Annotated in this window: 12 protein-coding genes; 4 read left to right on the top strand and 8 right to left on the bottom strand. The window is 57.0% G+C overall.

The genetic code is table 11. The features are described from left to right. Positions 1–50: 50 nt before the first annotated feature. Positions 51–3,110: an efflux RND transporter permease subunit gene (locus tag AADW57_RS09470; RefSeq protein ID WP_341666647.1), complete on the bottom strand. Its 3,060-nt coding sequence runs from the start codon at positions 3,108–3,110 to the stop codon at positions 51–53. Then, complete coding sequence (locus AADW57_RS09465; protein WP_341666646.1) at positions 3,107–4,120, bottom strand: efflux RND transporter periplasmic adaptor subunit; 1,014 nt, start codon at positions 4,118–4,120, stop codon at positions 3,107–3,109. The genes AADW57_RS09470 and AADW57_RS09465 overlap by 4 nt, the downstream gene beginning before the upstream one ends. Before the next feature lie 254 nt (positions 4,121–4,374). Between AADW57_RS09465 and AADW57_RS09460 the strand changes: the two genes are divergently transcribed. From AADW57_RS09460 to AADW57_RS09450, 3 genes are read left to right on the top strand one after another with little or no spacing between them, the layout of a single operon-like run. Next, a complete protein-coding gene (locus AADW57_RS09460) occupies positions 4,375–5,037 on the top strand; it encodes a TetR/AcrR family transcriptional regulator (RefSeq protein WP_341666645.1) in 663 nt (220 codons plus the stop codon). Next, complete coding sequence (locus AADW57_RS09455) at positions 5,034–5,354, top strand: DUF3817 domain-containing protein (RefSeq protein ID WP_341666644.1); 321 nt, start codon at positions 5,034–5,036, stop codon at positions 5,352–5,354. The genes AADW57_RS09460 and AADW57_RS09455 overlap by 4 nt, the downstream gene beginning before the upstream one ends. Next, on the top strand, positions 5,351–5,749 hold the full coding sequence (locus AADW57_RS09450) for a CopD family protein (protein WP_341666643.1): 399 nt from the start codon (positions 5,351–5,353) through the stop codon (positions 5,747–5,749). Before AADW57_RS09455 ends, AADW57_RS09450 begins: the two co-directional genes overlap by 4 nt. A 358-nt stretch (positions 5,750–6,107) precedes the next feature. On the opposite strand, the gene AADW57_RS09445 is transcribed toward AADW57_RS09450, so the two are convergent. After that, positions 6,108–6,698: a DUF2239 family protein gene (locus AADW57_RS09445; RefSeq protein WP_341666642.1), complete on the bottom strand. Its 591-nt coding sequence runs from the start codon at positions 6,696–6,698 to the stop codon at positions 6,108–6,110. 160 nt (positions 6,699–6,858) lie between these two features. Here AADW57_RS09445 and pap point away from each other — a divergent pair, with 160 nt between their 5' ends. After that, positions 6,859–8,388: a polyphosphate:AMP phosphotransferase gene (gene pap, locus AADW57_RS09440; protein WP_341666641.1), complete on the top strand. Its 1,530-nt coding sequence runs from the start codon at positions 6,859–6,861 to the stop codon at positions 8,386–8,388. A 12-nt stretch (positions 8,389–8,400) separates the two neighbouring features. Here the strand turns inward: pap and AADW57_RS09435 are convergent, their stop codons facing one another. The 5 genes from AADW57_RS09435 to AADW57_RS09415 form a co-directional block, all read right to left on the bottom strand. Beyond that, complete coding sequence (locus AADW57_RS09435) at positions 8,401–8,859, bottom strand: hypothetical protein (RefSeq protein WP_341666640.1); 459 nt, start codon at positions 8,857–8,859, stop codon at positions 8,401–8,403. Positions 8,860–8,874: 15 nt separating this feature from the next. Beyond that, the gene (gene purT, locus AADW57_RS09430) at positions 8,875–10,077 is read right to left on the bottom strand and encodes a formate-dependent phosphoribosylglycinamide formyltransferase (protein ID WP_341666639.1); all 1,203 of its coding nucleotides are present in this window, start codon (positions 10,075–10,077) and stop codon (positions 8,875–8,877) included. 168 nt (positions 10,078–10,245) lie between these two features. After that, positions 10,246–11,790, bottom strand: a complete 1,545-nt coding sequence (locus tag AADW57_RS09425; protein WP_341666638.1) for a multicopper oxidase family protein — start codon at positions 11,788–11,790, stop codon at positions 10,246–10,248. A gap of 96 nt (positions 11,791–11,886) precedes the next feature. Continuing rightward, entirely contained in the window at positions 11,887–12,213 is a 327-nt protein-coding gene (locus AADW57_RS09420) for a hypothetical protein (protein WP_341666637.1), read from the bottom strand. Positions 12,214–12,272: 59 nt separating this feature from the next. After that, positions 12,273–13,166, bottom strand: coding sequence for a LysR family transcriptional regulator (locus AADW57_RS09415; RefSeq protein ID WP_341666636.1), 894 nt, complete (start codon positions 13,164–13,166; stop codon positions 12,273–12,275). Positions 13,167–13,176: the final 10 nt, after the last annotated feature.

Here is a 13,176-nt window from a genome sequence, read left to right as displayed (position 1 = left end):
AAGGGGAAGTCCGGGCGGGCTGCTCCTTACAGGCCCGCGCCGGCATTCTCTTAACTTGGTAGTTCATCCTTCTTGATACGAAACCAAGCCGCATACAGCGCAGGTACGAAAAAGAGGGTTAGCACGGTTGCCACCGTCAAGCCACCCATGATTGAAATGGCCATCGGTCCCCACATCGGGGACAGTATGAGCGGAATCATGGCCAAAATCGCTGCCAAGGCGGTTAAGACGACGGGACGGGTACGCCGAATCGTGGCGTTGATGATGGCTTGTCGGCGGGGCTCGCCCGTCCGAATGTCCCGATCGATCTGATCCACCAGAATGACTGAGTTACGCATAATCATGCCTGCCAAAGCGATGACGCCCAGCGTCGCGATGAAACCAAACGGCACCTGGGTCAGCAGCAAAGCCATACTGACGCCAACCATGCCTAAAGGAGCCGTCAGCACCACCATGAGCATACGGCTGAAACTTTGCAGTTGAACCATCAGGAACAAGGCCCATAAAAGCAGCATGATGGGCATAATGGCCTCGATCGACGCATTGGCTTTGACGCTTTCCTCGATTGTGCCTCCGGTCTCGATCGTGTAGCCCACCGGCAAACTGTCCTTGATGTCCTGAAGCAGAGGTTCGATCTGCTGGGACACATCAGGGGCCTGGGCACCGTGGACATCGGCACGAACACTGAGCGTTGGCAAGCGTTTGCGCACCCATAGCCCGCCTTCTTCCAGAACAGGCTGAATAACGGCTACTTGTCGCAGCGGCACTGTGCGGCCGTTTTTTGTGTGCAAAGTCAGGTTTTCCAGTTGCTGCGCATCCAGACGCTCCGATGGTATGGCACGGGCCACCACATCAATCAGCTCGGTGCCTTCCCGGACTTGCGTGACGGTATAGCCACTGAGCAGCGTCTGTAAGGTGCGAGAAATTTCCTGCGTGTCCAGCCCCAGCGCGCGCGCACGGTCTTGATCGACCAGCAAGCGAAGCGCCTTGGTACGTTCATGCCATTGCAAATTGACGTCGCGCACATGGGGATGCTGCCGCAATCGGTCGCGTACGCGTGCAGCAATATCGCGCACGGTATCCGGATCGGCACCACGGACACGAAACTGAACCGGATAGCCCACCGTCGGTCCCAGTTCCAATCGATACACTCGGGTGCGCACATGGGGGAACAGCTCGGGCAGACGGCGGCGCAGGTCGGCGGTCAATTCCTTGGCTTGCTCGATGCTCGTGGGATAGACAATAAGTTGAGCGTAATTGATCTTGGGCGTTTCGGGGTCAAGGGATAAATAAAAACGGGGCGAGCCACTGCCTACATAGGCAGTAAAATCGCGCACGCGTCGATCTTGACTTAGGACGTGTTCGATTTTCTTTGTTTCCGCTAGCGTTCCTGCATAACTTGCGCCTTCTTCCAGATGAAGATCGATCAGGATTTCTTCACGAGGCGAATCGGGGAAAAATTGTTGCGGAACAAACTGAAACGCCCCCATCGACAACACAAAGGCAAGCGCGGTCGCGCTTAAGACCGTTTTGCGATGATCGACACACCATGCGATTTTGCCGCTGAACCAGTGATGAAAGCGGGCATGACGGTCGCCGTGGCCATGCCCGCTGCGGGCCGGTATCTCTGGCAGCAGTTTCACACCCAGATATGGCACAAACAATACCGCTACGACCCATGACACGAGCAACGCAATACTGACTACCCAAAAAATCGAACCCGTAAATTCGCCGGTAGAGGATTGCGCAAAGCCGACGGGAACAAAGCCTGCAGCGGTAATTAAAGTACCGGTCAACATTGGAAAAGCGGTGCTTGTCCAGGCAAAACCGGCGGCTTTGACGCGGTCCCAGCCTTCCTCCATTTTGACTTGCATCATTTCCACGGAGATGATGGCATCGTCGACTAGCAGACCCAGGGCAATGATCAGCGCCCCCAGCGAAATACGCTGCAAATTGATGCCCATGCGCCACATAATGAAAAAGGTAATTCCAAGAACCAGGGGAACCGACAAGGCCACCACGATGCCCGTACGAAAGCCCAAGGCCAGTAGGCTGACGCCCAGTACAATGCCAAGCGCAAACAGAAAGTGGATCAGAAATTCGTTGACTGAATGCATGACCAGCGTGGGTTGATCCACGATTTTTTCGATCCTGATACCGGCAGGCAAGGTCTGCTGTACTTGCCGGACCACCGCATCTAACTGTGGCCCCAACGTTAATATGTCGCCGCCATCAACCATAGAGACGGCAAGCCCAGTCACACGTTGACCATTGCGTCGCATCGACTGGTGCGGTGGATCTATATAGCCGCGCGTAACGCGTGCGACGTCACCTAGCCGAAATGTACGACCGCCGGCTTCGATAGACGTGTTCTCGATTTGCTCGACACTTTGCAGCGCCCCCTGCACACGGGTATAGATACGTTCGCGCTCACCTTCGATGACTCCTGCCGGCTCAACCATATTCTGACGTTGCAATGTGTCCAGCAACTGAGCCGGCGGTATCCCTAACTGTGCCAGTCGGACGTGGCTGAACTCAATAAAAAACCGTTGCTCTTGAACGCCCAGCATCAGGATCTTGGAGACATCAGGCACATCCAACATCCGTTCACGCGCGGCCAACAGCACTTGCTTCATCTGGGCATCGTCAAATCCGTCGGAATGGAAGGCATAGATAGAACCAAAGGTATCGCCAAAATCATCATTAAAAAACGGGCCGTGGATGCCCTCGGGCAATGTATGCAGGATATCGCCCACGCGCTTGCGGGCCTGATACCAGCTTTGATCGATTTGGGCCTTGCGCGTCGAATCCTGGAGCACCAGGAAAATGGTTGCTTGCCCCGGACGGACATAGCTTTGCACGTAGTCATAGTGCGGTACCTCTTGCAAGGTACGCTGAATTTTTTCTACGACCTGTTGCTCCAGGTCCCGTGTTGTGGCACCGGGCCAGGCAAGATCGATGGTCATGACTTTGATAGTCAGGCTAGGGTCCTCGGCCCGCCCTAATTTAAGGTACGCCAGGCTGCCCAGCAGCATGGACACCAGCATGGCGAACGTCAGCAATGTGCCGTGACGCAGCCCCCAGGCGGATAAGTTGAAGCGATCACTCATGGCAGGCGCTGATCCCATGCTTTGACATTCATCCCGGCATCCAGACGATGCACGCCGGCCGCCACGACACGTTCACCCGCACGCAACCCTGCCGCCACCGTAATCGTATGGGTGTTCATGGCCACCAAGGAAACTGGCCGTAATTCAAGTTGTTGCGCATCATCGGGCAGCACCCAGACGGCCGGTTGATCATTTTTCTGGAACAAAGCCGTCGTTGGTAGGCTGATGTGTGCGGCACCTGATGTAGCGGCAAACTGGACCGAGGCAGTCATGCCCAAACGGACTTGATCAGGTAGATCCCGCAACGCAATACGCACCCGATAGGTCCGTGTCACGGGGTCCGCGACGCGGGCGATTTCACGGATACGGCCCGTCAGTGTCAAACCGGGCAGACTCAATAGCTGCACCCGGCCCATTTGTTCCATAGTCAAATGGCTGACTAGATTTTCCGGCACATCTGTTTGCACTTCAGTTTCTCCGGCGCGGGCCAAGCGCAACACGGGCGTACCCGCCGCGACCACCTGACCAGGTTCTGCCTGCACCACAGCGACAACGCCGTCATTGGGGGCCTGCAATCTCGTGTACCCTACGTCGTTTCGGGCTCTGTCCAGACGACTTTGCGCAGCACGCACTTGGGCCTGCGCGTTGTGCTGCAGGGTAGTCAAGGCATCCAGGTCAGCATTGGCAATCGCGCCGGCTTCGGCCAGCCGACGATTACGTTGCACATCGCGCTGCAAGCGGGCCAAGCTTGCCTGGGCCTGTGTCAAACCGGCCTGGGCCTCTTGCAGGGCCAGTTGATACGGACTGTCATCCAGGCGCGCCACGATGTCGCCTTGCTGTACGGTGCTGCCGGTATCAACCAGACGTTCGGTGATTCTGCCCGGCACCCGAAATGCAAGTTGGCTCTCTATCCGGGGAACAATCGTTCCTGACAGCAGGATGTCTTGGTATTGCCCGGCAGGCTGGGCCGCAACGAGATGAACCGGCGTGACATGTTCAGATGCTGTCATTTGTTTCTCGCAGCCGGCAGACAAAACCGCTGTCGCTAGGCAGAGCACACGCCATCGCGCTGACGGATAACGCAGGAAAGCCAATGGGGTAGGGCAGAGTGATGATCGCATAATCCTGTTTTTATATAGAAAACGTGAATAGCCAATGCCGTGTCTGGCATTCCTTAATTTTGTACCGTTTCGCAAACAAAGATTGAATTTTGTACTGCTTGGTATAAAATCGTCAAGAGCAAGTTCAGCAAGGGCACAGAATCATGAGCAAACCACGTGGACGGCCTCGGGCGTACGATCCCGAACAAGTGCTCGAACGCGCCCTGTGTGCGTTTTGGAAAGGGGGGTATTCGGGAACATCATTGGATACGCTGGCGACGGCGACCGGCTTGAATCGGCCTAGCCTGTATGCAGGCCTGGGCGACAAACGCACGATCTACCTTAAAGCGATGCGCCGCTTCCAGGAGCGGGCAAGGGTTCATTTCTGCGCGGCCTTGGCCCCTCAACCAGGTGATCAACGATTAACAGATGTCATTGCGCGCTATTTGCAGGCTGCCATCGACGTCGACGGGCCTCAAGAAGACATCGATGTCAGCGGATGCGCTGTGATTTCTACCGCCACGGCAGAAGCATTGACCGATCCCGCCATCAAGCAGGTTCTGGAGGATGTTCTGGAAGAAATGGACGAGCAACTGCGCAACTACTTAAAGAACGCGCAACGCAGCGGCGTATTGCGGCGCGATGCGGATGTCGATGCGCTGGCGTTCTTAATGTCCGCCACGGCCCATAGCATTGGCATTCGCGCGCGGGCAGGGCGCTCCAAAGCAGAGCTGGAGCGCATGCTGCAAGGGCTAGCCCAGGCCCTGTATCCATTCGATGCCGAGCCATCGGCATCGTCCAGCGCCCACCAACAGGACCGCGCATGAGCACGATCGCATTGCTTGACAGGCAGGCCCGGCAAGGTCGGCGACTACGTCTACTTGCCTTGCTGGAAGGGTGCAGTCTTTTGACACTGCTTTTCCTGGCCATGCCGCTTAAGCATCTGGCGGGTATTTCGTTTGCTTCGGCCCTGATAGGGCCGGTGCATGGCCTGTTGTTTATGTCCTATCTGTGGGCCGTGTTCTATTCAGCCGGTTTGTTTGGCTGGAGCCTACCTTATGCCGTACGCATCGCATGGCCAGCCTTGATTCCATTTGGCACCTTGTTGCTATGGCGCACCCTAAGGCAAAGCACCCGACCATGACGCTACTATCTATTAAAAGCCTTCATATTGTTCTAGCCATTCTGTGGGGGGCAGGTGTACTTGCTTTGTTGACGGCCCCCCAGGTCCCCGGTAAAACCAGCGAACAACTATTGCGTTGGACGGCGCGCGTGACCACACCTGCCATGCTCGGGGCACTGGCCTCCGGTCTTTGGTTGACAGTGGCATCCGGATGGTTTTTAAGCGGTATGTTCTGGATTTTTGCAAAAATCCTAATTGTTCTGGCCGTTCTGGCAACGCATGGATTCCAACATGGCGCATTGCTTAGGGCAAGCTTGAGCAAGACAGACCCAAGGTCAAGCACCGTGCGCAACCTAGGCATAGGCGCAGTGGCGTTCGCCAGCATAGTCGTGTTGGCGACGATGAAACCGTTTTGATACTAGGTTGAGATATAGGAATACACATACATCGCATAATGTATATTATGTAAAGTAGGATATTCAAATAACAACCAAGAGCACCGCTTATGGCTGACGGCTAATCCACAGAGGCATTCATTCCAGTCAGGTTTAGACCTGCTTGGTCATTCGGGTAGCTAGTGATATTCGCGGTCGACGTGGCTCCCAGACAAAAACGACAGAAGCTAATTATGTGTACGGGCGATCCACCCTTTCCAGCGTGGGTTCGCCCGTTTTTTGGATTGCTAAAGCTGTATCTGACGAAACCGGCATGTCACGAAGCGGCGCTTTGCGCTGCGATAGTCCCTACAGATTGGAATACAGGATTTTTGGGCGTTCAGGCCCAAACTGGTGCCGCCAATTTGCGCAGATAATCCCGGCAGTCGATCGGCCACTCTTGGCTCAATTCAAAAAAAACGTCCTTCTGCCTGGCATACAGGGCGCGGGCGGCTTCTTCGTAGTTGGGGGCATTGCCCAGCAACGCCCTCATGACAGCGTCGCAAGCTTGTTGGGCCTGTTTTTGCGCTTGTTGTTCTGCGCCTTGTTTACGCGCCTGATTGACCAGCTTTCGCAGGGTGACCGATGCCCCGCCCTGTTGCTGGGACAGCCATTCCCAATGCTGGGGCAACAACGTCACTTCCCGCGCCACCACGCCTAATTTAGGCCGGCCTACACTGCGCGGTTCTTGTTCATCGCTTGCCAGCGCAGGACTGGTTTCCTGCTGGGGCGGCATATTTTTTGGAGCATAACGGGTCTGGATATCCTGTTCACTGCCTCGCAGGTCCAGATCGATTTGCTGGCCGGTTGCATCGTCAAAAACCAGCACACTTCCTGCTGCATGTGGATGACGGGATAAAAATAAAGCGATCTGGCTAGGTAAACCATGATGCAGTTGTTCGGTGCCTGAAAACGCAGTCCATTGATTCATGTGTTTCTCCGTAAATCTTGCGGCCAATATTACCCGGGTATAAATAATGAATCAATATTACCCGGATAATATTTGCATCGCTTGTGCCTGATGTATGCACAAGACAACATGGCGGCGCGTGGGTATAGTGAGACCCTGTCCAGAAACGGAGTGATAGACCATGGCCCATGTATTCCAGTTTGCCGAGCGCGATCCTTCCATGACGGCTGAACAAGCCAAACAGCAATTGGACGAACTGCGGCATGGGCTGCTTCTAAGCCAGTATGAACGGCTGCAAAAAGCAGATCAGACTTTACTGATCGTAGTCGCCGGCATGGACGGTGTGGGTAAAGGCTCGGCCATCAATACCCTGAACACCTGGCTGGACCCGCGTCATGTACATACGCTGGCGTTCGGGGAACTGACCGAAGAACAAGCCATGCGCCCGGCCATGTGGAGGTACTGGAACGCCTTGCCCGCCAAAGGCCAGACGGGACTGGTATTTGGTTCTTGGTATGCCGCCCTGATGCATGAGCTGGAACGGAAGAAACCGGACCCGGCCAAGGTGGATCTATATACCCACTTGATTAATCGCTTCGAGGCGCATCTGGCCTATCAAGGTGTGCAAGTGCTGAAGCTGTGGTTTCATCTGTCCGCACAGGCGCAATCGACGCGTTGCGCCGCCCTGCTGGCCAATCCGGATACGGCTTGGCGTGTCAGCGATGCCGACTTGAAAGTACACAAGAAATTCAAGCGCTTGCGCAAGGCCGGACTGGAAACGATTGCACTGAGTCATAGACAGCATGCCCCTTGGGTCGTGATCCCCAGTGCCGACGAGCATTTGCGTGACGTGTCTGTGGCACGCGCCGTTCTGCAAGCCATGCGCCAGCCGATACTGCCCAGTCAGGTTGTCGAACCACAGCCTTTTCCGGTCAGCCTGCGCCAACCGCCCTCCTCGTTGCTCAAGCCGCCTCATTACGCTAAGGCCACGGACTATGACGCCGAACTTTTGCATTGGCAGGGGCGTCTGTCGCGGGCCGTACGCAGTAAAGCTTTTCGTAACCGCTCCATGGCACTGGTCTTTGAAGGCCAGGACGCCGCCGGCAAAGGCGGCACCATACGACGGCTGACAGCGGCGCTGGATGTGCGCAATTACGATATTCACCCGATTTCCGCACCCGACTCGGTAGAAAGGGCCCGGCCTTATCTGTGGCGCTTCTGGCGCAAACTGCCCCGCTATGGCGAGATCGCGATCTTTGACCGGTCCTGGTATGGTCGCGTATTGGTGGAACGGGTCGAGCGCCTGACTACCCCGGCGCACTGGCGGCGGGCCTATGACGAAATCAATGGATTCGAGGCGCAATTGGCCGCCAACGGCACCGTCGTGTTGAAGTTCTGGCTGTCGGTCAGCAAAGAGGAGCAGCTCAAGCGTTTCCAGGAACGAGAAAACTCGCCCTTCAAGGCCTACAAGATCACCGACGATGATTGGCGCAATCGCGCCAAATGGACCGCCTACCGCCGGGCGGCCCAGGATATGTTCGCCCAGACCGACACGGAAACCGCCCCTTGGCACATTGTGCCCAGCGACGATAAGAAAACGGCGCGGCTACACGTACTTAAAACAGTCGTGCAGGCTCTGGAAGCGTTAGACAAGACGACCTTGGAACTGGTGGAGCCGGCCTTGCAGCAGCAAGTGAACGATCAAGTCTGAATGGCTTGGCCATCAAAGATCCTGCTTGGCCGCCAAATGCAAGATTTTTAACCAGCGCCGTCGTTGACTTGACTGCTGAATGGGCAACACCCATTCTTGTTCGGGGTGCTGCAGGGCCAGCACAATACTCTTGCCCTGCTCGCAGGTTCCGGCAATATCCGCAAAAATAAAATGCCGTTCGCCCTGCCCTGCGCGGATACGGCCTTGTTTGCGTATCGCGTCGAGCTGAATGCATGTGTCTTGCAGCTCCAAGGAAACAATGCGCTGACCGTTGCGCTTGCGGCCATGCAGAGCAATATACTGCCGCCACCATAAAACAAAGGGGGCCGCCATGGCTGCCACCGCGATCAGCACAGCCACTATTGCGACCACGCTGCCCCATAAGGCGGCAACCAGCGCATACAGCTGCATGCCGCCATAGACCAATCCGCCCACAATGGCCAGAAAAAGTAGCAGGACAATAATGGGCATGGCGGTAGCGTGCGATCAGCGGGCCTTGACGGTGACCAGTCCGGCCGCCTTCAAGGCATTGGTCCGGGCGGTGTCCAGATCGGCATCCGCCGCTAAGGCGACACCCATACGACGTTTTTCAAAGCTTTCGGGTTTGCCGAACAAACGAATATCAGTCTGCGGAACACGCAGAGCCTGATCCACGTTCAAAAATTCGACCTCTGTGCTGTCCACGCCGCCATAGATGACGGCACTGGCACCGGGCACACGCAAAGCCGTATTGACGGGCAGGCCCAGAATGGCGCGGGCATGCAGCTCGAACTCGGACTGCCATTGGGTAATCATCGTGACCATACCTGTGTCGTGCGGACGCGGGCTGACCTCGCTGAACCAGACCTGGTCGCCTTTGACGAACAGTTCTACCCCAAACAAGCCCTGCCCGCTCAGATCACTGGTGACGGCGCGGGCGATGTCCTGCGCTGCTTCCAACGCCTTGGCGCTCATGGGCTGGGGCTGCCAGCTTTCCACGTAATCACCGTCGACCTGTTTGTGCCCGATGGGATCGCAGAAGCTGGTTTGTACCTGTCCGTCTGCCCCCAGAGAGCGCACCGTCAGCAAAGTGATTTCGTAGTCAAAATCGATAAAACCTTCCACGATGACGCGACACTGGCTGACTCGTCCGCCCGCCAAGGCATACTGCCAGGCCCGGGCGACATCGTCGGGGCCATTAATTTTGCTTTGACCTTTGCCCGAGCTGCTCATCAGCGGTTTGACCACGCAGGGGTAGCCGATCCCGCCATCGATAGCCGCTTGCAGGCTTTCCAAGGAATCGCAGAATTGATAGGGGCTGGTGGGCACACCTAGCGTTTCAGCCGCCAGGCGGCGTATGCCTTCGCGGTCCATGGTCAGGCGTGCGGCACGTGCGGTAGGAATCACGCGCACCTTGCCTTGTTCTTCCAGCTCTTCCAACACAGAAGTGGCGATGGCCTCGATCTCGGGCACGACCAAAGCGGGTTTTTCCTGGGTAATCAGGGCACGCAGTTGCTCCGGATCGCTCATGGTGATGGTGCGTGCCTGATGCGCGACCTGCTGGCCGGGCGCATTGTCATAGCGATCCACGGCAATGGTTTCCACCCCTAGCCGTTGCAGGGCAATCAGGACTTCCTTGCCCAGCTCGCCCGAGCCCAACAGCATGACTTTGTCCGACGAGGAAGTAAGAGGGGTGCCCAACAGGCTCATGACGCGCGCTCCGAAAGAAAAATAGACAAGCGCGTATTGTAATGCAGGCGGCAGCGCGTCGATGCAAGGCGCAGACACGAGCCCCTGCTCTGCCTGATTGATTCCCGCCGCCTCGTTTTCAACCAGCACCAGCCGCACGAAAAGCAGCGGCAGGTGCCAGAAGTGGGCTTACTCCACCATTAACTGGGCCATCATGCCCAGGTCCTCGTGCTCCAGAATATGGCAATGGAACATACGCAGACCCGGCACATCTTGGCGGAAAGCCAGCGTTACGGTTTCATTGGGGCGCAGATTGACCGTATCGCGCCATGCCCGGAATGGCTCGGGAGTCGTCTTGCCGCCCGTGGCACGGGAAAGCACTTGAAATTGCGTGCCGTGCAAATGAAACGGGTGATCCATGTGGGAATCGTTCACCACTTCCCAACGCTGCCACTGCCCGACCGGGCAGCGCAGATCGATGCGCTGCATATCGTAGATGCGGTCATTGACCCGGAACATATTGCGCATCGCTGCCATATCCGGCATACCCGACATGCTTGGCATGGAACCATGACTGCCATGATTCATGCCCTCTCCCATCATGGCGTGGTTCATGGGCATGACTTCGCTAAAAACCACACGTGCATCCACGTCACCCTGAGGTGCCGCAGCGATGTCGCGCAACCGTGGCGGCAAAGAAAACGGCTCTGTCCGCACATCGATCTGTGCCAAGGTCAGAGTATGCGGCTCTTCCTTCACCATCATTTTCTGCCTGTCGTAAAACAAGGCCTGCAACGTGCTGGGGCCTGACTGCTCGGTCAGCACAAACAACTCGGCCCGCTCGGCCGGTGCCAGAAACACCTCGTCGCTAGGTGCCAGCGGCACCTGCAACAGCCCACCATCCGTACCGATCTGCACCAAACGCGCGCCAGGAATATGCAATCGCAGATAACGGGCGGCACAGGCATTCCAGACGCGGATACGTTCGCCCGTGCTGACGCGCATACGGGGCTGGTGCTGCCCATTGATCAGCACGAACTGCCCTTCCCGCCCGTTCATCCAGTCCATCGGCGTATTGGCGGGGATCTGTCCGTCACTGTCCAGCCGCAGATCGCTGATGACCCAGTGCTGTTCGGGGACACCGGCCAGAGGATCGTCGGCGGCACGTACGATCAAGGCTCCGGCCAAGCCGTGTGCCACCTGTTCGCCTGTTTTGCCATGCGGGTGCGGATGGTACCAGTATGTTCCGGCACTTCCTTCTGGCAAGGTAAAACGATAATGGCGGCTTTGGCCGGGAGCAACCGGGTCCTGCGGATTACCGTCCTGCTCGGGCGGCACGGGCAAGCCATGCCAGTGTACAGTCGTGGCCTGATCGAGTTGGTTAACGAATTCAATATCAAGCTGATCGCCTTCCTTCAACTCGATCAGCGGTCCTGGCATCTGGCCGTTATAGAGCCAGACCTGGGTTTTTTTGCCGTCGGCCAGAATGACGGTATGCGCTGCCGCCGTCAGGCGAGCCTGAAAATGTCCAGGTTCGCTGGACGTATTGGTCAAGGGCAGCAAGGGGCGTAATGCCCGTCCGCCGGGCATGCGCTCCAAAGGCATCAAGGCATTGTGTTCCTGATGGCCCATCATGGGCATGGTCCCGTGGTGCATTTGCGCCCAGGCACGTCCTGGCAGACTGTGCAGCAAAGCGGCACCCAGCGCCAATTTGAAGATTTCGCGTCGTTTCATGGTGTTTCCTGATAATCATGTCGGATAGATCACGCGCTGGCGGCATGATCCAAGGTCTGTTTGCGGCTACGCCCAGACCGGGCAAGACAATAAAAATCAAGCGCGTCGTGGTGGCGGCTGCGTAGGCTCAACCAGGTGCGACAGAAAGTTCGAACGAACGGGCACAGGGGGAAACAAAGCACCGGAAACCCGGTGCTGCACAGTCGGTGCCGGAAATGGCAGACAGGGACAACAGATCGTATGGTTCAGACATGGCGCATCGGAAGAATGCGACTGAGCATGAGTTTGCGTATCCAGGTGATGTACAGGGCTGAAGTGGGCCATGCGTTCTTGCGACGCCTGGGCACCGGCGGACAACAGCCAACCCAGCAACACGATGCCGAGCGCCAGCACGCCAAATCGCACAATCCGGTCCAGAACCATGGGTCGCTTCAATCCACGTAGACAGACTGTAGATTAACACGGGATGCCGGCCTGATTGCTCAGACCTTCTCCAGCCACCCCTCCAGTTCGTTCAAAGCCAGATCGATGAACACCCTCAGCCTGGGTGGCATGAAACGCTGCTGAGGGTAGACAAGGTGGATGGGGTCTATTTTGGCGTGCCAGTCGGGCAGCACGCGCACCAACTTGTTATCCGCACAGGCTGTACGGCACAAATATAAGGGCAACAAGGCAACCCCGTCACCGGCCAGTGCCAGCTTCTGGATCAAGCTGATATCGTTGGCAACCACGTGCTGGCTCATGGGAATACGCATGCTGCCCTGCTCCGAATGCAGGGTCCAGCTTTCCTTACCCATCGAGGTGAACTGCAGGCAGCGGTGTCGACTTAGGGCCTGGGGGTCATGCAATGGAGCCGAATCGGACAGATAGCCGGGACTGGCAAACGCCACCCATCGGGCCACGCCGGCTGGACGGGCGATCAAGGTGGAATCGGGCAAGGGGCCGGTGCGTATCGCCACGTCCACCCCTTCAGCGACCAGATCCACATAGCGATTGGTCAGCAACAGTTCTACGTCAACCTGCGGGCACTGACTCCTCATCCGACGCACAATGGATGCCAGCATATCGTCACCAATATCAGCCGGAGTGGTCACGCGCAACACGCCGCTGGGCTCGGGTGCCGCGGCATGAATGGCCGATTCGGCTTCCAGCATGTGCTCTAACCCGCTCAAGGCATGCTCGAAATAGATCTGGCCGGCCTGGGTCAGTCTCAGACGACGTGTCGTACGCTGCAACAAGGTCTGCCCCAGGCGTTTTTCCAACATAGCAACCCGGTGGCTGACGGTCGATACGGGTAGATCCAGCAAGCGGGCGGCCGCGCTGAAGCTGCCTGCCTGCACGACTTTGACAAAAACAGCTATCTGGTTGAGATCCATTGTCCAATCC

It is taken from the genome of Alcaligenes sp. SDU_A2, assembly GCF_038237375.1.
Taxonomy (GTDB): domain Bacteria; phylum Pseudomonadota; class Gammaproteobacteria; order Burkholderiales; family Burkholderiaceae_B; genus Alcaligenes.
This window is presented reverse-complemented; position numbering and strand designations above follow the sequence as displayed.